Genomic DNA, 20,625 nt, shown 5'->3' with positions numbered 1-20,625 from the left:
ACGGTGTCTACTAAGGTTAAGGGGTTTTTATTATTTTTAAAGAGAACTTAACAAGGAAGGGATTGACATTATATAGAAATAAAAGGAATATATTTATTGTGATGACAATAAATGGGTGAGGTTTCGGTTAAGGGGGTAACTTTATAAAATGAATAAATTTAAATTAAAATTAAGAAGTGAACTTATGCTTATTTTAATTGTGACGAGTATATTACCTATAGTTATACTTGGATTAAGATTAACGGATTCTGAGTATCAAAAATCACAGGAGATATTCTTGAATTCTGCATATAGCACCATTAAAGATGTGGATGAGCAGATAGAAGGGTTAATCTCAACTAATAAAGAACATATAGAGGTATTGTCTAAGAATCCATATATAAAAAAGTCATTTGAAGAAGGTGATTTTAGGGGGAATACTGTAGAGGTATTTAAGAGCCTAAAGGATACAGGGAAGAATATATTATCTGTTTATATGGGTGGAGAAAATGGAGAGACATTGCTTTATCCAAGTAAGTCATTAGATAAGAGTTATGACCCAAGAAAAAGGGATTGGTATACTAGTGTAAAGGGTGGAGATGAAGCTGTAGTTACACCTCCCTATCTAGATTCATTTACATCTACAGATATAATAACTATATCTAAAAGCGTAAAAAATTCTAGTAATCAATTAGTAGGTGTGGTAGCTATTGATATTCAATTAGCTCAGTTATCAGAACTTGTATCGAAATCAAAGATAGGTGATAAAGGGTTTATATTCGTTACTTATAATAATGAAAATATAATTGCAAGTAGCAATAAGAACTATGTAGGCAAGGATATTAGTAAGCAAGCATTTGGAAATGAGCTTAAAGCTATAAAAGATGGAGATAAGATAGAGATAGATGGTAGCAAATATATAGTTAAAAAGGTTGTTGATGACAAGAATGGGTATACTGCATACGGATTTGTAAATAAAAGTGAAGTATTTTCACTAACATTAAGAAATATAGTAGTACCATTAATATTCTCTGCAATATGCATTATATTTGCAACTGGAGTTATGATAGTAGTATCAGGTAAGTTATCTAGAGTTGCTAGAAAAATAGTAGATATTTTAAATGAGTGTAAAGATGGTAACTTCACAAGTAGGATAGAAGTTAATAATGTTACTACTAAGGAATTTATTGAGATTGCAGAATGTGCAAATCTTATGATGGATGATATGGTTAGGGTTTTAAGTAGTGCAGGTAATGCATCTAGATCTATGAGAAAAGAATCAGAGAGTTTAAATGTAGTAGTTGATGAGTTCTATGATGGAAGCAAAGATGTAGCAGAGGCTATGACTCAACTTGCACAGGGGACATTAGAACAATCAGCTTCCCTAGAAGAAGGAGTAAACTTATCCGTAGACATTGGGGATGAAATAAGTAAAACACTAGAGTGCTCAAGGGAAGTTATAAATAATTCTCAAAGGGTTCAAAATACTGTAAGTGAAGGAATGGTAGTTGCACAGGAGCTTAAAGAAATTCAAAAGAATAATTACACATCGATATCTAATGTAGTTAATAAGTCTAACATATTAGAGGGAAATGCTAATAAGGTAAATGATATCATAGAAACTATAAAATCAATATCCCAGCAAACCAATCTACTTGCACTAAACGCAAGTATTGAAGCTGCTAGAGCAGGAGAAGCAGGAAGAGGCTTTGCAGTTGTTGCTGATGAAATAGGAAAGCTCGCTAATGAGACATCATCATCTGCTGAGGAAATTGAGAGCATAATAAACTCAAACATAGAGGATATAAATATGGTAGTAGTAGAGGTTAATAACTCAAGGGATATTGTAGAGAAGACCTCTGAAAACGTAGAAAAAACCTATAAACAGTTTGAGGATATAAATAAGGAAATAGACCTATTAAAGGGATTTATAGTTGAAGTAAATGATAATATTACAAACATGGAGAAAATTAAGGATAAGTTTATAGATAAGCTACAAAGCATATCAGCGGTATCTCAAGAAGCAGCAGCAGCTACAGAAGAGGTAAATGCATCAACAGATACTCAGCTTCAAAGAATAAGCGAACTGAACTCATCATCACAAAATCTAGAAAGACTCGCAACTGAAGTTTATGATATAATTGAGAAATTTAAAATATAATAAAAAAATAGAAAGAGAGACTAATTAATTTAAAGGTCTCTCTTTATATTTTTAATACCATCTGTTATTAAAGCCATAAAATAACAATAATAATATAATTATTGCTTCAATTGATGAGTATCCATTATTACAATTTTTTTTTATACCTTTAAATGAATTACATTTTTGATATTTATCGTATTCTTCATGTTCATATGAATCGCATTTTTGATATTTGTCATATTCTTCATGTTCATATGAATCACATTTTTGATATTTATCATATTCTTCATGTTCATATGAATCGCATTTTTGATATTCGTCATATTCTTCATGTTCATATGAATCGCATTTTTGATATTCGTCATATTCCTCATGCTCATGTGAATCACATTTTTCATATTCATCATATTCTTCATGTTCATATGAATCACATCTATCGTATTCTTTATCTCTCTTGCAATGTTTATGACGCCTTGGTGAGCAAGGTCTTGGAGGACATGGCTTCGGTGGGCATGGCTTTGGAGGACAAGGTCTAGGGCATGGTTTTGGTATATAGTCCATTATGTCCTCAAGCTGAAACTCTATTAGCATCTCCTTTTTAGCAATTGTTCTTAAAAGTCTATTTACGCTGTCATTAATGCTTTTTACCTCTTCAGGAGTAGCATGGCCTTTTTTTCCTAGCTCAACTGCATATTTAATCTTTTCCGATTCAGCTAAGATAAGCTTTCCAAGTGCTTTCTGTTCATAGGCTATTGAAGCTAAAAGTGACTTAAGAACTTCATCCAGTTCTAAATTACCATCTAGTATATCGTTAAAATCATCTGGATAATTCATATATTCACCTCCAAAGGGATATTTCAAATGGTCATAACTTTGTAATTCATAATATTAAAAACATTAAGGTTTTGTTACACATGTTTACATAATGTCCTTGTTATTTGGTACTCACAAAAATTTACAATTTAACATAGTATGTATAGACAAAAAGATAAGATGAATAAAGATCAAAAAACTATTTATAGATATTCACATAAGATAGACACTGTGAATATTATGGACTAGAAAAAAGTCAAAGTAGAAATTAGGATGATAATTAATAACTATTATCTTAAAAATATATATATGAGGTGGTAAAAACATGGCACTAGATGAAAATTTATTCCAAAATGGAGAAATACCAACTAGAAATGAGGCACTTAGACTTCTTCTTGCATCACTTGCAGTAGAACAATTTGGACTTGGAAGACTAATAAATGCTGAAGCAAGAAAAGTAGAAGAAATTGTAGGTGCACAGGGATCTGCATCAATTAGTGACTTAGAGAGAATTGATAGATCTGTAGAGAGAACTTTAAGAAGTATTATCAAAAAAGAAATGCTAATAGAGTTCCAACTAGAAGATATATTAGAGTTTATAAGAACTCGTCCTTGTCCACCAACTCCAGGTGAAGGAACATGCCAAGGTTTATGTGGGGTAATATCACGTGGCGAAAATAATCAACCAGGACCAGTTACTGGAACAACTACTCCAGAAGGAAATGTGGTTACATTGACAGTAGATGTATGTAGTGAAGGTAATTGTAATGATGATTTAGAGAATGGATTAGTAGTATATCAAGAAGCAGGCGTAGCACAGTTAATAGATGCAGAAGTTACAGACGTAATATGTAGAAATAGAAATGTTACTATAATAGAAGGTACTGGTACACTTGTAAGAGGTACTGAACAAACAGAAGGAACTTTCGTATTAAGAATAACTCATAGAAATAATAACACAAATAATCAAAGTTTCCGCTTAAGATTTATATCAGACGAACAAGGTGAACCAAACTACAACTCTGGAAGAATTGTTGTTGAACAAGGTAGCTTCCTAGCTAATTCATGCGGAGATGAATAAGTCTTAGATTTATTATTAGGTTCAATGTTATAAATTTAATATAAACTAAGTAATAATACCCCCATTTGGTAGCTATATCAAATGGGGGTATTAAAATTGAGAGTACAAGGTCATAAACAATATGATGAGTAGGTGTGTATTAACTATAGGTTAATACCTATTTCAAAACATTAACTATTAATCCATTGTTTGTGATAAAAGATTAAACTATACTCTAACTAGAGGATGCTACTAATAAGCAATTGGAGTGTTGATAATGGAAAAGCTAAAAATAGGAGAAGTTATAAGTAAGTTAAGAAAGGAAAAAGGTATAACCCAAGAACAACTTGCAAACTTTGTAGGGGTTTCTACTCCAGCTGTATCTAAGTGGGAAAGTGGAATTTCATACCCGGATATAACCCTACTTCCTATTCTTGCAAGATTCTTTTCTGTGAGTATAGATAAGTTGTTAAACTATAATAATAGTCTATCTAAGGAAGAGGAGGAAGCTATAGTTAGGGAGTGCCAAAGTCTATTTAATGAAGGACAGGAAGAAGTGGGATATGATTTATGTATGAAGTATATAGAAGAGTATCCTTCAAGTTATAGCTTAAAATTCAGCTTAGCTGTTATGCTGAACTTTTCATGTGGATTAACTAAAGGTGAGGAAAGGCAAAAAGATACTCTAGGAAAGACTATACCTATCTTTGAAGATATAGTAGAAAACTGTACAGATAAGGACATAGTAAATGGTGCAATTATGCAACTAGGTGTAGGATATACAGTTCTTAAAGACTTTGATAAGGCGCTTGAACTTTACAAAGGAATACAGCAACAAATTTGTGATACAACTGCTATAATAGCTAGCATTTATGCTGAACAGGGCAAGGTTAAAGAAGCTAGGAAACTACTTCAAGAAAAACTAATAGTTCAAATTAATGAGATGTATGGTACTATATCAAGCTTAGGGTGTTCATATTTTGATGAGGATATTTATATATCAGAAAGATATATAAAATTAGTATCTAATTTTATTAAGGTTTTTGAAAATGAAGGATACCCAAATATAAGTATGGATATGAATTTAGCACTAGCCCAATTATATGCTAAAAATAACTTAGAAGATAAATGTATTAATGCCTTAAAGGAAACATTAAACTTTATTGATTTAGAGAATATAGGTAGGCCTATTGATTACAGTAATGTATGGTTTCTAAGTAAAATTGATATTCCTAAAGAAGAGATTGTAACTGTAAACTTTGTAGAAATGCTAATAGCATCACTAGAGTTGAAGGAATTTGCTCTAGTTCATAACAATGAAGAATTTAAAAATATGATAAAAGAAATTAAAGAAAAGCTATAAAAATGTATATATGATGTCTTTCACTAAGAAGGATTAATCTATATTTATGAAAAACGTTATTAAAACTAAAAGAAGAACTTTCACCTAAAGGTAATCAGACTTTGTTATGTGGAAGTAGTTTCACTGCAAGGCCATGGTGTTGTCAGTCTCGTAGTTTTAACTAATAACACCACGACCTGCAGGACTGCTAACTTACATCAAAGCCCTACCTACTTTTTTATAACTATAAATCTTGAAAGTCTATCCTCGGGATGAATATATCCAGTATCCTTTGCTATTAAAGTTTCATCTAAATAGTTTTGAAGGATTGAGATTTCTCTCTCTTCATTTATATTAAAGTAGGTTATAAAGAAGTTCATGGCATCATCCATATCCTTAAAATATTGGGGAAAGCTAAACTCTACCTCACTATAATCATAATCCAGATTTAATTTATCAAGCATAGGGAATATACCCTCGTTAGTACTGTGCCTTTTTTCTGTAAGTTTACGGCCAAGTCTTTTTGAAAGCTCCTCTTCACCAAATTTATATGTATCATTTTCATGATGTGATATTATAAAGGCGAATTTCTTAGTAGTGTCACAAAGCTTTTGGAGTACTTCGTAGTCTTTGGTAACTCCTACTGAAAAGGCATTGATGATTATGTCATGGGGAGGAATATCTATATCTTCAAATGGAGATATTAGATAATTAACGTTTTTGATTCCCTCATTTTCACATTTGTTCTTTAAGTGACTAATCATATTTATTGAAGAGTCTAGGGCAGTTATAGATTTTGCTTTTTGGCTAAGAGGTATTGTAAATGCACCTGTACCACTTCCCATATCAAGAATTGTCATGTTGTCCATGTTATCTATATATGAGTATATTTTATCTAGGAATACCTGAGGGTACTCACATCCTTTGTATCCTAATGCAAGATCATACCACTTGATTCTATTAGTGTTTGATGAAAAGTAGTTTTTTCTTATAATTCCAGGGAAGTGCTTTTCTATAATTTCTAAAATATCATCAAGTAGGTAATCTCTATTTTCCTTTGTTACTTCGATTAGCATTACATCATTTCGTTTTCTTATTTTATCTATGAATTTTCCAGGCTTCTTTTTTATAACTCCAAGGGTTAGTTTAGGGCTATTAAGAACACTAAAAACAGATTCTTGAAAGTAAGTAGCTTCATTTTCCATAGTACCAAGCTCATCGAGAACTATTAAGTTTCTAGAGTTTAAACTTTCATTAATAATAGTGTTAGCTACAGTTTCAAAGGAATCAGTAAAAACCTTTACGTCACAAACATCATTAACTGATTTAATTGTTGCTATTTTAAATGAATCTTGTCCATTTATTAATGAAATAATAAAAAATTCCTTTATATATGAACTTCCCTTTTGCTCAATTGTTCTATCTACCTGAAACCCTCCAATAGAAAGGTTGATTTTCTCGAGAATTTTATTTAAAAGAGTGGTTTTACCAACTTGTATCTCTCCAGTTAAGAATATATTATTCATAATAATCACCTCAGATTTAAATATAGTATAATACAATAATATATTTTAAAAGCGAAATAATCTATAAAGAATAACGACTTAACTGAAAAGATATATAATTATGAATTATAAAGATAATAATATATATTAATATAGTTAATGTATAAATGAATTATATTAATGTTATATTAAAAAATACATTGATATAATTGATATTAATATTAAAGATATTAATATATTGTGTTGACTTGTTTATAAAACAAGTATAATATAAAAGTACTAGGAGGAATAAAATGACATATAAAGCAATTACAATATGCCCTGTATGTAGGGGTAAGTTAAAAATAAAGAAACTTCAATGTAATGAATGTAGAACTACTATAGAGAATGATTTTGAGTTTTCAAGATTTCAGTATTTAAATAATGAAGAACTTAAATTTATAGAGGTTTTTGTAAAATGCAGAGGGAGTATTAAGGACGTTGAGAAGGAAATGGGAATATCATATCCAACAGTTAGAGCGAAGCTTGATGAAGTTATAAGCTCTCTTGGAGGTAAGAATACTAAGGATGTAGTAAATACAGGTTCTACAAGGGACATAATAGATGCATTAGAAAAGGGAGAAGTTTCTCCAGAGGAAGCAGTGAAAAGATTGAAGGATTAAAGGAGGGAATTGAAATGAGAGAAGAATTACAAAGGGTACTATCTATGGTTAAAGAGGGAAAGCTAGATATAGAAAAGGGCTCGGATCTTATTGAAGCAATGTATGAAAAGCATGGTGCAGAACTTACACTAAAGAAGTACAGTGAAAGAATGCTTAGGGTATTAGTTGAGTCTATCGATGGAGATAATGTAAGAGTTAATTTACCTGTTCCGGTAATTACATCTATACTTAGAGCAACTGGTAAACTACCTATTAAAAATGAATATGTTGAGGGGATTGACTTTGAAGCCCTATCAGTAGCAATTATATCTGCCTTAGAAAACGAAACACTAGGAGAAATAGTGACAGTTGATTCAAGTAAAGGCGATAAAGTTAGAGTTGTAGTTGAGTAGGTAGTGCAATGAAGGTAGTAATAAGGAATAAAAGTATTAATTTAAGTATACCAGTACCTATGTTTATTCTAACTAGTGGGGTTCGATTAACTAAATTCATACAAAAGTGTTTGAATAATAGTAATATGAAGGACGAAAGTGCACAAAAGGCAAATGAGATACTAAATGCATTAGATATGGATATGATTGCATATGCCTTAAAGGAATTAAAGGGATATAAGGGATTAACACTTGTTGAAGTAGAAGGAAAAGATGGTAGCTATGTTTTAGTAAAAGTGTAGTTATATATTTATAAAAAGACCTTGAGATTTTCTAGGTCTTTTTTTGATATAATGATATAAATACTAAAAGGTAGGGTAAGATATGAAGTTAACTGTAGTTGTAGATAATAATACATATATTGATAGATACTTTTCAGGTGAACCAGGTCTTTCTTTCTATATTGAAGAAGAGGGACAAAGTATTTTGTTTGATGTTGGATATTCTGATATATTTTTAAAAAATAGTATGAAAATGAACATAGATCTTAAGAAAATTGATTATATAGCAATTTCACACGGTCATATTGACCACACATGGGGGTTATCCCATTTGATTAACCATTATTCTGAATATACTATTGAAGGAACAAGCTATACAAAGCCTGAGATGATAGCACATCCAAACTCATTTCTAGATAAGAGGCATAATAATCAAAATATAGGATCTTTAATTTCTAAGGATACATTAATTAAACATTTTAATTTAAAGCTTAGTGCTGACCCTATTTGGGTAACAAGTAAACTAATTTACCTTGGAGAAATAGAAAGAAGTAATAATGTAGAAAATAAAACTCCTATAGGTAAGGTTAAAATGAAAAGTGGAGAAGTAGATGATTATTTACTTGATGATTCTGCACTAGTGTACAAGTCTTCTAAGGGACTGGTTATAATAACTGGATGTGCACATTCAGGAATATGTAACATAATTGAATATGCTAAGAAAGTATGTAAAGATAATAGAGTAGCTGATGTAATTGGTGGTTTTCATTTGCTGAGTCCTAAAAAGGATGTAATTGACTATACATGTAAGTACATTAAAGATAATAATATTAAGGTTATGCATCCATGTCACTGTACAGATTTAAAGTCCAAAATAGAGTTATCAAATGTATGTGATGTAAAGGAAGTAGGAGTAGGGCTTGTTCTAGAATATAACTAATTTTAGATAAATCCTTGCAAAATATAAATCTATTTTTTGCCTATAATAATAAAAAGTGATGAAAATGCTTTAATGATTAATTATATATTCTTAGAAGTCTGTTAATGTATAATAAGGCATATGAGGAAGGAATGATAAACTTGAGTAAAACAGAGAAGTTATATTATGAAGATAGATATTTAAAGGAATTCAAAGCAAATGCTATTAATGTTGTGGAGAAAAACGGAGACTTTCATGTAGCATTAGATAAAACAACATTTTTCCCAGGAGGGGGAGGACAGCCCTGTGATACTGGAGTTATAGAAGGTATAGAGGTTAAGGAGGTTTATGAGGAGGATGGAGTTATATTCCATGTTCTAGAGACTAACCTTAAGAGAAAAGAGAAATTAAAGTGTACTATAAACTGGGAAAGAAGACTTGATGGAATGCAGCAGCATCTAGCACAACATGTTCTTTCAGGATGTTTTTATGAGTATTTTAATTCTAACACTGTAGGATTTCATCTAGGTAATGAAATAAGTACAGTTGATATAATTGGATTTCTAGAAGAGGATAAAATCCATGAGGCTGAAAAGCTTGCTAACGATGCTATTATAAAGGGATTAGTAGTTGATAGTTTCTCACCATCTAAGCAGGAGCTTAAGAAATTAAAGCTAAGACGGGACCTACCAAAGACTAATGAGGAGATAAGGGTTGTTAAAATAGAGGATTTAGATATAAATGCTTGTTGTGGAATTCACCCAAGAAATACCATAGAACTTCAATTAATTAAGATAAAAAGATGGGAAAAGAATAAGGGAAACACTAGAATTGAATATGTTGCAGGTAAGAGGGCAATAGAAGACCTATTCAATAAAGAGAAGATTGTTCGTGAGATTAGTAGTATATTAAATGCTGGGGAAGACAGTATAGTTAATACAGTTAATAATATTATAAATGGTAGCAGAAATTTAAATGAAGAGAATAAGAAGCTTAAAAATGAGTTATCTAGTTATCAGATTAAGGAACTTATTGATAGTGGAGAAAGCCTTGGAGATATTAATGTTATAAAGAAGGTTTATAATGGAGAAGATGCTAAACATCTAAGTAAGCTTGCTTCAAAGCTTATAGAAGAGGATAATAGAATTATATTATTTGCATCTATAAATGAGGATAAGGTTAGTGTTATATTTACATCATCTAAGAACATTAAGAAAGTTAGTATGAATGATCTACTTAAGGATGCAATAACCTTAGTAGATGGAAAAGGCGGCGGAAATGCCAATCTAGCACAGGGTGCAGGAAAGGGAATTAACAATGTAGATAATGCCCTTGATTATGCATTAAGAAGATTAAGAGACAATTTATAAATTGCTTTTAAGATTATGAAGCCTAAGTAGGAAGTATCCTGCCTAGGCTTTTATTAGTTTATCTAGTAGTAATGAACTGATTAAGTTTATAGATAAATATTATAGAATTATAACTTTTTAAATGTTTTATCTATTATACATTGAATATTTAGTAATGATAAGATAGAAATGTAAATACTTTGTAGAATAATATACTTAAGGTAGTATCTTATATAATTTAAATAAGTTTTTGAAAGGAGTATCTTCATGAATACAAAAATAAAGCAAGGTATATGTGGAGTATGTCCAGGAGGATGTCAAGTTGAAGTGGAAATTGAAAATGGTAAGATATCCGATGTAAAACCATTAAAGGGAGCAAGATTTTCTTCCCTATGTTTAAGAGGAAAACATTCTAAGGATGTTGTTTATTCTAATGATAGGATTAAAAAACCCCTTATTCGTAGTGGAGAAAAGGGAGAAGGAAAATTTCGTGAATCTTCCTGGGAAGAAGCATTAGACTATATAGGAAAGAGTATTAAAGATATTAGCAAAAAGTATGGACCAGAGTCGGTTATGAGCCATACAGGTAGAGGAGTTTTCGAGCATTCTGCACGTGATTTTCTAACAGGTCCTACAGCGGGAATATTTGAACCCTTAGGTTCACCTAATATGGCAAGTGTAGGGTCTGTTTGTTATAACTCATTTGGAGTTATTGCTCCTATGACTACATATGGCATTATGGGAGCAAGGCTTACTCCAGATATAGAAAACACGAATTTATTAGTTGTTTGGGGAGCAAATCCATCCACGGATTCTCCACAGTTTACATTTAAAAGAGTTCTTAAGGCAAAAGAGAAAGGTACTAGAATAATAGCCATAGACCATTATAAAAGTGACATAGCAAAAAGAGCAGATAAATACATACCAGTACGTTCAGGTACAGATGGTGCTTTAATACTTTCTATTATAAAAATAATAATAGATGAAAAATTATATGATATAGATTTCGTAGAAAACTATACATATGGATTTAAGGAACTTGTAGATTATGTACAGGAATTTACCCTGGATAGGGTAAGTAAAATAACAGGAATAGAAAAGGAAGATATATATTCCCTTGCACGTGAAATAGCTACAGCAAATAATGCTGCTATAGTTACATATACAGGACTTGAATATTCAAACTGTGGAGTTCAATGTATAAGAGCCCTTTATATATTATGGGCTTTAACTGGGAACCTTGATGTTAAAGGGGGACTATTAATAAGTCCTAAGGCTAATCCAACTATAAAGGAGTTTAAATGTGAAAAGCCTAGGGTTAAGCCAATTGGAGCAGATAAATATCCATTATTTTATGAACTTGTAGGAGGGGCTCATTTTATGGAGTTTCCAAATGCAGTTCTAAATGGGGACCCATACAAAATTAAGGCACTTTTAAATATAGGTTCATCAATATTAACATCTTACCCTAATCCAGAAAAGTATGAAGAGGCCCTTCGAGAATTAGATTTCCTATGTGTTGTAGATAGATTTATGACAAAGGATGCACTATATGCTGATGTAGTACTTCCTTCAACGACACATTATGAGGATGAATCATATGTTACCTATCCAGGACTCATACTAAAAAGGGAGAGAATAATAGAGCCTATAGGGGAAGCGAGAAATGATCTTTACATCCTACATGAAATAGCTAAAAGACTAGGATATGGAAAACTTTATCCAAGGGATGAAAATGAGCTTTTTGAAATGGCATTTGCAAAGGCGCCAAACATAATAAGGGCGCTAAATGAGAATCCCAATGGATTTGAGCTACCGAAGCCAGAAATTCATTATAAAAAATACCAATCAGGAAAGCTTAGAGAGGATGGAAAATCTGGATTTGATACCCCATCAGGAAAGCTAGAAATAAAGTCACAGTTACTTAAAAGCTACGGATATGATGGACTACCTAAATATGTTGAACCTATTGAGAGCCCTATAAGTACACCTGATGTACATAAAGAGTATCCCCTAGTTCTAAATACAGGTGCTAGAATCCAAAACACATTTCGATCTCAACATCTTAATATACCAGGGCTTTTAAAGTATCAACCAAATCCAGAGGTTATGATAAGTTTAGATGAGGCTAAAAGACGCAGCATAGAGGATGGAGATAAAGTGTTAGTTAAAACCAAATATGGAGAAGTTGTGTTTTACGCTAATGTATCAAGTGATATGAAAAACGGTGGAGTTGAAGTTAATATGGGTGGAGGAAACCCTACTCAAAAGAAAAGCTGGAGACTTGCAAATACAAATAAGTTAATAAATATAGATAATAGAGACCCTATATCAGGATTCCCTGTTTATAAAGCACTACTTTGCGAGGTGAAAAAATGGAAAGAGGCAGAAAAATAATCCTACTTTGTCATTGCATCTTAAACTGTAATTCAAAGGTTGAGGGATTAAGTACATTTAAATCAATGATTAAGAATTTAGTTGATATATTACATAGTGAAGATGTTGGAGTAATCCAACTTCCATGCCCAGAAATGCATGTGTATGGAATCAAAAGATGGGGACATGTAAAGGATCAATTTGATACTCCATTTTTTAGGGAGCAATGTAGGATAATACTTGAGCCTACAGTAAATCAGGTTAAAAATTACATGGATAATGGCTACGATGTTCTTGGAGTTGTAGGGATAGATGGTAGTCCGAGCTGTGGAGTTAATTTAACATATAGAGGAAACTTTGGTGGAGAGTTCTCATGTATAGAAAACTATAAAGAATGCATCGATACCTTGAAAATGGTTAATGAAGAAGGCGTGTTTATTGAGGAGTTAAAGTCTATTTTAAATGAAAAAGGATTAGACATACCCTTCGTAGCTTTGCTTGAGGATGATATGGTAAGGTCAATTGAGGATATAAAAAATAAATTATTTAAATAGATAACTTGAGCATGCCTTGGAATTAGATAGTAATAAGAAAATATATAAAGAAAAGCTGATGACAACTTATATTTGCCATCAGCTTAGTTATTTATACAGCGATATTATTATCTTTACTTGGTTTATACATATTTGGCATTGCATTAACAATAAAATATACTATTAAGCAAGAAATAATCTTATCTAAAAAGTTACCTGTTACTTTTGCTATAAATGAAGATACAAAGATGTCTTGGCCTGATTTTTGTAACCATAAAAATAAGAAATCAAATCCTGTGCCACTAAGGCCACCATATACCCATACCCCTATAGGAGTCCCTATTAATGGGCATACAATACTCAATATAAGTCCTGTTAAATTGCAGTTATCATTTTAAATTCAAATTTTCTACTTATAAATCCGACGATAAGTCCTACTGCTACACTAACTATTAAGAATGGAATAGTTTTTGGTCCAAGAATAAATCCCCAAAGAAAATTTGTAAGACCTCCTGTTACTGCACCATAATATGGCCCATAGTATACAGCAATAAATATTGTACCTATAACATCTAGGTATACAGGTAATTTAAGACTACTTGCAACAGTTCCAAGTGCAATGTTTAATGCTATGGCAATTCCACAAAATACCATAATAGTGGTTTTTTTAGCCTGCATAATAGTTCTCCTTTCTCATGTTGTACTTTATACATTGAGATTATAGTAGAAAAATGTAGAATATACTAATAGGAATTAAGAATATATTTGTAAAGAATTATAGGAATAATAAATGACTAATATAAGAAGTATTGTAGATATTATTGATATATGTAACTTTTTCTAGGATAATATAAGGAGGATTAAGCTATAAGGTTTAATTCTCTTTTTATTATATACAAGGAGGAGAAAATATGTATTGTACTAACTGTGGGTCAAAAAGCAAGGACCAAGAAAAGTTTTGCAATAAATGCGGAACCCCTATAAGAAGAACTTCAGATAAAGTGAGAGAAGAAGCAAGGTATTCAGATAGAGATATTGAGTCTACTATGAAAATGAGCAGTAATAAAGGACAAAGTTATAAGGAACATAATGTTCACAGTTATGAGGAAGTGAATGATGGAAGTAAGGTAATAAAGGTTTTAAGTATAGTTGCGGTAGTTTTAGTTCTAGCATGTACTTCTGGCTTTATAGGTTATAAGCTGATAGCAGGTTCAGGTTCTAAAGGTGAAAATAATACAGCTACTATTACTCAAAATAAAGTAAATGAAGATAAGAAACCAAGCAATATGGAATATAGTGATGATAACAAATCGAAAAATATTGATAGTGATGAAGGATACTTAATCCCAGAAAGTAGCTCAAAGTATCTAACTGAAGGTGAATTTTCAGGTTTTGATAAGGACAAGCTTGCACTTATAAGAAATGAGATATTTGCAAGACATGGATATGTATTTAAATCAGAAATGTATAGAGAGTACTTTGCATCAAAAACTTGGTACAAAGAAAACCCTAACTTTGCTGGAGATGAAAGTGGACTTAATACCTATGAAAAAGCAAATATAAAGCTAATTAAGTCACTGGAAAGGAAGTAGTATTGTGAAGAAATTTATTATAGTTATATTCTTAGCTATTTTCTTAGTATCATGTTCAAGTAAAGACTTAGATTCTAAAAAGGATGATAAATATGTTAAGGTAGAAGATTCTATGTCTGCCTTTGATAAGGCTAAAGCAAATAGTAAAAAGCTTTCAGCAAGTGAGGCTACGGAAATAAATGCTGTAACAAATATAGAGAATAAAGCACAAACAAATGAGAAGAAAAATATAAATTATACTATTTGTATAGATCCAGGGCATCAAAGAAAACAGATAACTACTCCAGAGCCATTAGCACCTGGATCAAATGAAAAAAAGCCTGGTGTATCATCAGGTGCAACAGGGATTTCAACTAAGAAGGAAGAGTATGAACTTAACCTTGAGGTTTCTATGATTCTTAAGGGTAAGCTTGAAGCTAAAGGATATAATGTAGTTATGACAAGAACTACAAACGATGTTTCCTTAACTAATATAGATAGAGCTAAAATAGGTAACGAAAGTAATGCAAATCTTGTAGTTAGGATACATGCGGATTCAAATGAATCATCAGCTGTTACAGGATTCTCTATTCTCTATCCATCAGGGGAATATGCTAAGGGGATTGAAGAGGAAAGTAAGAAGGCTTCTGAATTTATAGAAAAGAAGATGAAAGAAAGTACAGGTTCATTATCTAGAGGTATAGTTCCGAGAAGTGATATGACAGGATTCAACTGGAGTAAGGTTCCATCTGTTATTGTTGAAATGGGATTCCTATCAAATCCTAATGAGGATAGATTAATGTCTGATAAAAATTATCAAGATAAAATAACAAATGGGATTATAATGGGAGTTGAAAGCTATCTAAGTAACTCTAAATAACTTTTAGCTATGTAGGAAGAAGTTTTGCATTTTTAAGGCTAGTACTAATGTATTAAATATATTAAGTACTAGCTTTTAATTTATTATAGGTTGACTTATACTCAGAAGTCAGAGTTGTATAATAAAGTCTACTATTGTTAAGACGATATAACTATACAAGTAATACACAATGTTACAAATAATGCCATAAATAGTATAATGCTTATAAGATATGAGAAAAGGATATTTAGATTAGATAATAGATTAAGTTCTATTATAATAAGACTTATAGGGAGGGCGTACAATGATTTCTATCGTAACATCTAAGGAAAGGTTAAAGGATATTGCTAACATTAAGCGGAAGAGGATATTTGACCAGGGGTTTATAATTTGTTTTGTAATTGCTTTAGGGATATTAAGTACACAAAATTACTTGTTATTCCATAGCACATCTGAGCTTTTTAGTTCAATAATAGCCTTATTTGTATTTCTCATGTGTATAAACACATATGACATCTCAAATAATAATTACTTTTTAGTTCTAAGTTCTGGATACTTTTGGGTAGCAATTTTGGATTTGTTACATATTATAGTGTTTCCAGGAGTAGGAATATTAAGTTACACATCTTCAGATATACCTACACAGTTCTGGATTTTAGCAAGATATATTGAGTCATTTACAATGCTTATTTCTGTTGTATTAGTAAATAAACCTATGAAGAGATTAAATTTTGGTATAGTTTTCGGAGTATACTCACTAATTTCTGTTTTCTTAATATTGTCTATATATTATTTTAGGATATTCCCACAGTGCTTTACCGGTAGAAATACTTTAACTAATTTTAAAGTTTATAGTGAAATTATAATATCATGCATATTTTTTGTAACTGCTATTCTTTGTTATAAAATGAGAAAAGGGCAAAAGGATACAAGACTTAAGTATATTATGATATCATGCTTTATTAGTGTTATATCAGAATTGTTTTTCAGTATATATATTAGTGTTAGTCATTGGCTAAGCGCAACAGGACATATTCTAAAGGCTGTTGCTTGTTACTATATGTATAAAGGTATAGTTGAAGTAGGTTTGAAAAGACCTTATTTAAGTATGGATAATAATTTAAGGTCTAAAAATATGGAATTACAGTTTATAAATGAAATGCTAACAGTGGAATCAAGTAAGCGTAAAGGCGTTGAGGAAATTCTTATTAGTAATGAGAAATGCTATGAAATGCTTGTTAAGTATTCAAGGGATGCTATTTTAGTACATAGAAATGATAAATATGTTTTTGCTAATGATGGTGCCGCACAGCTTTTTGAAGTTAATGATTCCGATGATTTAATTGGTATGGCTGTATCAGATTTTACACCTACAGAAACTAGAGATTTAGCAGGTCACCGGATTAGAGAGATTTATAATAAAAAGTGTAGCATGCCATTTGCTCAAATGAAGCTTTTACAAGCGAGTGGAGAAGTTAGAGATGTTGAAGCAGGATCATCATATTTTGCATATAAAGGTGAACCTAGCATTTTAACTATTATAAGGGATATAGGTCATATAAAAGAAGTAAAATCTTTGAAGAAAGATATAGAAGTAACAAAGGAATATAATAGGGTTCTTATGGAATTCTTTTCAAATATATCCCATGAATTAAAAACACCACTAAATGTTATACTTGGGGCAATACAAATACTTGGGTTACCTAGTAAAAGTAAGCTTCCAGATGAATTTGAGGCCAAGTTAAGTAGATATTTAAAAACTATGAAACAGAATTGTTATAGATTATTAAGACTTGTAAATAATCTAATAGATCAATCAAAGCTTGATTCAGGATATCTAAAACTTAACTTGAAAAACCTAGACATAGTAAGTGTAGTTGAAAATATTACACTGTCTGTTGCAGATTATGCATATGATAAGGGAATTGAAGTGATCTTTGATACGGATACAGAGGAAAAAACAATGGCATTTGATGCAGATAAAATTGAAAGAATAATACTTAATCTTTTATCTAATTCAATAAAATTTATCTCTAATGGAGGTAAAATAATAGTAAACCTATATGATAAAGGTGATGCTATTGCAATTTCTGTTAAAGATACTGGTATAGGCATTCCAGAGGATAAGCTAAATTTAATATTTGATAGATTTGGACAAGTAGATAAGACCCTTGCTAGAAATAAGGAGGGAAGCGGAATAGGCCTTTCACTTGTAAGGTCACTTGTAGATATGCATAATGGGACAATTACTGTTAACAGTAAATTTGGTGAGGGAAGTGAATTTATAATAGAATTTCCTGTTTACATTACTGATATAGAGGATAAGGGACTAGAAAATTCAATGTACCAAAGTAGTGTAGAGAGAATTAGTATAGAGTTTTCAGATATATATAGTTAATAGAATGTTAAGAAATTATAAAATTACAAATTAAATTTAGATCAATTAAAATATTTATTAAAGGTTAGTAAGGTGCTCATAATGTCGATAAAATATGATATTATAAGCACCTTTTTATATTTATTGGAATTTTATAGTTGTAATTTTTATGGATATTCATGTATTATGTAAGTATTAACATAAAGTTCATAATTTTAAAGACGATATACTTAAGGTTAAAATATGAAGATGTCATTAAATGTTATATTTGGTATTAAGAGTATGTAATTTAGGTGAGATTAAAGGTATTTGGGGTAGTTAATAGTGTTTTAATGTAAAACACTGTAATATGACTTTTGGGGGGGCACAATGAATTCTATAGTAACATCTAGGGAAAATATAAAAAGTACGATTACTATAAGTAGTAAGACAGTATTTAGCCAAGGGATTTTAGCTTGTTTCATAGTTGGGTTAGTCATTATAAGTATAGAGAATTACTTACTATTTCATAGTATAGTGGAGCTTTTCGTTTCAGTAATTGCGTTATTCATATTTATAATGTGTGTAAATACATATGACATATCAAGTAATAATTATTTTTTAACTTTAGGTTCTGGTTTCTTTTGGTCAGCAATAGTAAATTTATTTCATGCAGCTTCATTTAAAGGAATTGGAATAATAAGATATATATCACCAGATGTACATACACAGTCTTGGATTGTAGGAAGATACATTGGGGCAATTACAATGTTAGTTTCAGTTATAGTACTATATAAGCCTATCAAAAAATTTAAATTTAGCACAATTTTCTCTATCTATTCACTAATCGCTATTTCTTTGATTCTTTCTATATATTATTTTAGGATATTTCCAAGCTGTTATGTTGTGGGAAAGGGAGTAACAGTTTTTAAGATTATAAGTGATGTTATTATATCTAGTATATATATTTTAACAGCGATTCTTTGTTTTAAGGTTAGAAGGAAGAGAGAATATCTTAAACTTAAGTATATAATGCTTACATGTATTATTAGTATGATATCAGAAGTACTTCTAGCTTTCTCTAAAAGTATACATAGTTGGTTTAATACTACTGGACATATTTTGATGGTTATTTCTTTCTACTATATGTATAAAGGTATAGTTGAAATAGGTTTGAAAAGGCCCTATTTCGTCATGGGTAATAACCTAAAGTCTAAAGAGATGGAATTAGAATTTATAAATGAAATGTTAAAAAGAGAGTCTTTTAAACGAAGAGATGTAGAGGAAGTTCTTATTAGTAATGAAAAGTGCTATGAAATGCTTGTTGAGTATTCAAGAGATGCTATTATGGTACATAGAGATGGAAGGTATATTTTTGCTAATGAAGGAGCTGCAAAGCTTTTAGGAGTTGAGAGTGCAGATGATTTGATCGGTATGTCAACATCTAGCTTTATGCACACTGATAATAAAGAATTAGTCAGTCATCGTACGATGGAGATTTATAATGAGAAATGTAGTTTACCATTTGTTCAAATGAAGATTATACGGGCAGATGGTGAAGTTTTAGATATAGAGTCTGGATCAGCTTACTTTTCATTTAAGGGTAAGCCAGCAATTTTAACTATAGTAAGAGATATAAGTTATATCAAGGAAGTAAAGTCGCTAAAGAAGGATATTGAGGTAACAAAGGAGTATAATAGAGTACTTATGGAGTTCTTTTCAAATATATCCCATGAGCTAAAAACTCCTTTAAATGTTATTTTAGGAGCTATACAAATATTAAATTTACCTAAGAAAGTGGAACTTCCAAATGAATTTCAAGAAAACTTAAGTAAATATTTAAAGACTATGAAGCAAAACTGTTATAGATTATTAAGGCTCGTTAATAATTTAATTGACCAATCAAAGGTTGACTCTGGATATTTAAAGCTTAGCCTAAAGAACCTGGATATTGTAAATGTAGTTGAGAATATTACTTTATCCGTAGCCGATTATGCGGGAAATAAGGGTATAGAGATGATATTTGATACTGACATAGAGGAAAAGTTAATGGCCTTTGATGCTGATAAAATTGAGAGAATAATACTTAATCTTCTATCTAATGCTATAAAGTTTGTTAGTAGTGACGGGGAAATTCTAGTAAGTTTATATGATAAAGGTGACAAGGTTCAAATATCGGTTAAAGATACAGGTATAGGTATTCCAGAGGATAAGTTAAACCTAATATTTGATAGATTTGGACAAGTAGACAAAACACTTGCTAGAAATAAAGAAGGAAGTGGAATAGGTTTATCACTTGTAAAGTCACTTGTAGATATGCATAATGGTACAATAACTGTTAATAGTAAATTCGGTGAGGGAAGTGAATTTATCATAGAGCTTCCAGCTTATATTACTGATATAGAGGATGAGAGACTTGAAAATTCAATGTATCAAAGTAGTGTAGAGAGAATTAGCATTGAGTTTTCAGATATATATAATTAAAATTTTAATTTTAAGAGGTGTA

General features: G+C 30.8%; 18 protein-coding genes. 14 read left to right on the top strand and 4 right to left on the bottom strand.

The window, feature by feature from the left end; translation table 11 throughout:
* Nucleotides 1-148: 148 nt before the first annotated feature.
* On the top strand, nt 149-2,140 hold the full coding sequence (locus CLCY_RS06715; RefSeq protein WP_048570345.1) for a methyl-accepting chemotaxis protein: 1,992 nt from the start codon (nt 149-151) through the stop codon (nt 2,138-2,140).
* A gap of 51 nt (nt 2,141-2,191) precedes the next feature.
* Here the strand turns inward: CLCY_RS06715 and CLCY_RS06710 are convergent, their stop codons facing one another.
* Complete coding sequence (locus CLCY_RS06710; protein WP_048570344.1) at nt 2,192-2,956, bottom strand: alpha-helical endospore appendage domain-containing protein; 765 nt, start codon at nt 2,954-2,956, stop codon at nt 2,192-2,194.
* Between the two features lie 304 nt (nt 2,957-3,260).
* Between CLCY_RS06710 and CLCY_RS13340 the strand changes: the two genes are divergently transcribed.
* Nucleotides 3,261-4,016 (top strand): alpha-helical endospore appendage domain-containing protein, encoded by a 756-nt coding sequence (locus CLCY_RS13340; RefSeq protein ID WP_053083286.1) that lies wholly within the window; start codon nt 3,261-3,263, stop codon nt 4,014-4,016.
* Nucleotides 4,017-4,272: 256 nt separating this feature from the next.
* Nucleotides 4,273-5,358, top strand: coding sequence for a helix-turn-helix domain-containing protein (locus CLCY_RS06700; RefSeq protein WP_048570343.1), 1,086 nt, complete (start codon nt 4,273-4,275; stop codon nt 5,356-5,358).
* Nucleotides 5,359-5,567: 209 nt separating this feature from the next.
* Here CLCY_RS06700 and CLCY_RS06695 read toward each other — a convergent pair whose 3' ends face one another.
* Entirely contained in the window at nt 5,568-6,863 is a 1,296-nt protein-coding gene (locus tag CLCY_RS06695) for a nucleoside-triphosphatase (protein ID WP_048570342.1), read from the bottom strand.
* Between the two features lie 272 nt (nt 6,864-7,135).
* Between CLCY_RS06695 and CLCY_RS06690 the strand changes: the two genes are divergently transcribed.
* The 7 genes from CLCY_RS06690 (at nt 7,136) to CLCY_RS06660 (ending at nt 13,354) form a co-directional block, all read left to right on the top strand.
* Nucleotides 7,136-7,504, top strand: coding sequence for a DUF2089 domain-containing protein (locus tag CLCY_RS06690; protein WP_048570341.1), 369 nt, complete (start codon nt 7,136-7,138; stop codon nt 7,502-7,504).
* Nucleotides 7,505-7,518: 14 nt separating this feature from the next.
* Nucleotides 7,519-7,896 carry an SHOCT-like domain-containing protein gene (locus CLCY_RS06685; protein WP_048570340.1) on the top strand — a complete coding sequence of 126 codons (378 nt, stop codon included), beginning with the start codon at nt 7,519-7,521 and terminating at the stop codon, nt 7,894-7,896.
* Nucleotides 7,897-7,904: 8 nt separating this feature from the next.
* Nucleotides 7,905-8,177, top strand: coding sequence for a hypothetical protein (locus CLCY_RS06680; protein ID WP_048570339.1), 273 nt, complete (start codon nt 7,905-7,907; stop codon nt 8,175-8,177).
* An 82-nt stretch (nt 8,178-8,259) separates the two neighbouring features.
* The gene (locus tag CLCY_RS06675) at nt 8,260-9,096 is read left to right on the top strand and encodes an MBL fold metallo-hydrolase (RefSeq protein ID WP_048570338.1); all 837 of its coding nucleotides are present in this window, start codon (nt 8,260-8,262) and stop codon (nt 9,094-9,096) included.
* A 131-nt stretch (nt 9,097-9,227) separates the two neighbouring features.
* Complete coding sequence (locus tag CLCY_RS06670; protein ID WP_048570396.1) at nt 9,228-10,445, top strand: alanyl-tRNA editing protein; 1,218 nt, start codon at nt 9,228-9,230, stop codon at nt 10,443-10,445.
* A 246-nt stretch (nt 10,446-10,691) separates the two neighbouring features.
* Nucleotides 10,692-12,821, top strand: coding sequence for a molybdopterin-containing oxidoreductase family protein (locus CLCY_RS06665; protein WP_048570337.1), 2,130 nt, complete (start codon nt 10,692-10,694; stop codon nt 12,819-12,821).
* Nucleotides 12,800-13,354: a CD3072 family TudS-related putative desulfidase gene (locus CLCY_RS06660; RefSeq protein ID WP_048570336.1), complete on the top strand. Its 555-nt coding sequence runs from the start codon at nt 12,800-12,802 to the stop codon at nt 13,352-13,354. Before CLCY_RS06665 ends, CLCY_RS06660 begins: the two co-directional genes overlap by 22 nt.
* 91 nt (nt 13,355-13,445) lie before the next feature.
* Here the strand turns inward: CLCY_RS06660 and CLCY_RS14125 are convergent, their stop codons facing one another.
* Nucleotides 13,446-13,697, bottom strand: coding sequence for a hypothetical protein (locus CLCY_RS14125; protein ID WP_341372099.1), 252 nt, complete (start codon nt 13,695-13,697; stop codon nt 13,446-13,448).
* Between the two features lie 11 nt (nt 13,698-13,708).
* Nucleotides 13,709-14,011 (bottom strand): ECF transporter S component, encoded by a 303-nt coding sequence (locus CLCY_RS14120; RefSeq protein ID WP_341372098.1) that lies wholly within the window; start codon nt 14,009-14,011, stop codon nt 13,709-13,711.
* 233 nt (nt 14,012-14,244) lie between these two features.
* On the opposite strand from CLCY_RS14120, the gene CLCY_RS06650 reads away from it, so the two are divergent.
* From CLCY_RS06650 to CLCY_RS13330, 4 genes are all read left to right on the top strand, one after another.
* Nucleotides 14,245-14,925, top strand: coding sequence for a YARHG domain-containing protein (locus CLCY_RS06650; RefSeq protein WP_048570335.1), 681 nt, complete (start codon nt 14,245-14,247; stop codon nt 14,923-14,925).
* A 4-nt stretch (nt 14,926-14,929) separates the two neighbouring features.
* Nucleotides 14,930-15,784 (top strand): N-acetylmuramoyl-L-alanine amidase, encoded by an 855-nt coding sequence (locus tag CLCY_RS06645; protein WP_053083285.1) that lies wholly within the window; start codon nt 14,930-14,932, stop codon nt 15,782-15,784.
* 283 nt (nt 15,785-16,067) lie between these two features.
* Complete coding sequence (locus CLCY_RS13335; protein ID WP_053083284.1) at nt 16,068-18,161, top strand: sensor histidine kinase; 2,094 nt, start codon at nt 16,068-16,070, stop codon at nt 18,159-18,161.
* A 348-nt stretch (nt 18,162-18,509) separates the two neighbouring features.
* Entirely contained in the window at nt 18,510-20,603 is a 2,094-nt protein-coding gene (locus CLCY_RS13330; RefSeq protein ID WP_053083283.1) for a sensor histidine kinase, read from the top strand.
* Nucleotides 20,604-20,625: the final 22 nt, after the last annotated feature.

The sequence above is a fragment of the Clostridium cylindrosporum DSM 605 genome, assembly GCF_001047375.1.
Classification (GTDB): Bacteria; Bacillota; Clostridia; order Clostridiales; family Caloramatoraceae; genus Clostridium_AB; species Clostridium_AB cylindrosporum.
This window is presented reverse-complemented; position numbering and strand designations above follow the sequence as displayed.

Bases quoted from the DNA above. Each gene is read 5' to 3' on its own strand.
- CLCY_RS06680 (WP_048570339.1), top strand. From the start codon at position 7,905: ATGAAGGTAGTAATAAGGAATAAAAGTATTAATTTAAGTATACCAGTA.
- CLCY_RS06700 (WP_048570343.1), top strand. From the start codon at position 4,273: ATGGAAAAGCTAAAAATAGGAGAAGTTATAAGTAAGTTAAGAAAGGAA.
- CLCY_RS06685 (WP_048570340.1), top strand. From the start codon at position 7,519: ATGAGAGAAGAATTACAAAGGGTACTATCTATGGTTAAAGAGGGAAAG.
- CLCY_RS06660 (WP_048570336.1), top strand. From the start codon at position 12,800: ATGGAAAGAGGCAGAAAAATAATCCTACTTTGTCATTGCATCTTAAAC.
- CLCY_RS13335 (WP_053083284.1), top strand. From the start codon at position 16,068: ATGATTTCTATCGTAACATCTAAGGAAAGGTTAAAGGATATTGCTAAC.
- CLCY_RS06650 (WP_048570335.1), top strand. From the start codon at position 14,245: ATGTATTGTACTAACTGTGGGTCAAAAAGCAAGGACCAAGAAAAGTTT.
- CLCY_RS06695 (WP_048570342.1), bottom strand. From the start codon at position 6,863: ATGAATAATATATTCTTAACTGGAGAGATACAAGTTGGTAAAACCACT.
- CLCY_RS14120 (WP_341372098.1), bottom strand. From the start codon at position 14,011: ATGCAGGCTAAAAAAACCACTATTATGGTATTTTGTGGAATTGCCATA.
- CLCY_RS13330 (WP_053083283.1), top strand. From the start codon at position 18,510: ATGAATTCTATAGTAACATCTAGGGAAAATATAAAAAGTACGATTACT.
- CLCY_RS06665 (WP_048570337.1), top strand. From the start codon at position 10,692: ATGAATACAAAAATAAAGCAAGGTATATGTGGAGTATGTCCAGGAGGA.
- CLCY_RS13340 (WP_053083286.1), top strand. From the start codon at position 3,261: ATGGCACTAGATGAAAATTTATTCCAAAATGGAGAAATACCAACTAGA.
- CLCY_RS06715 (WP_048570345.1), top strand. From the start codon at position 149: ATGAATAAATTTAAATTAAAATTAAGAAGTGAACTTATGCTTATTTTA.
- CLCY_RS06710 (WP_048570344.1), bottom strand. From the start codon at position 2,956: ATGAATTATCCAGATGATTTTAACGATATACTAGATGGTAATTTAGAA.
- CLCY_RS06690 (WP_048570341.1), top strand. From the start codon at position 7,136: ATGACATATAAAGCAATTACAATATGCCCTGTATGTAGGGGTAAGTTA.
- CLCY_RS06675 (WP_048570338.1), top strand. From the start codon at position 8,260: ATGAAGTTAACTGTAGTTGTAGATAATAATACATATATTGATAGATAC.
- CLCY_RS06670 (WP_048570396.1), top strand. From the start codon at position 9,228: ATGATAAACTTGAGTAAAACAGAGAAGTTATATTATGAAGATAGATAT.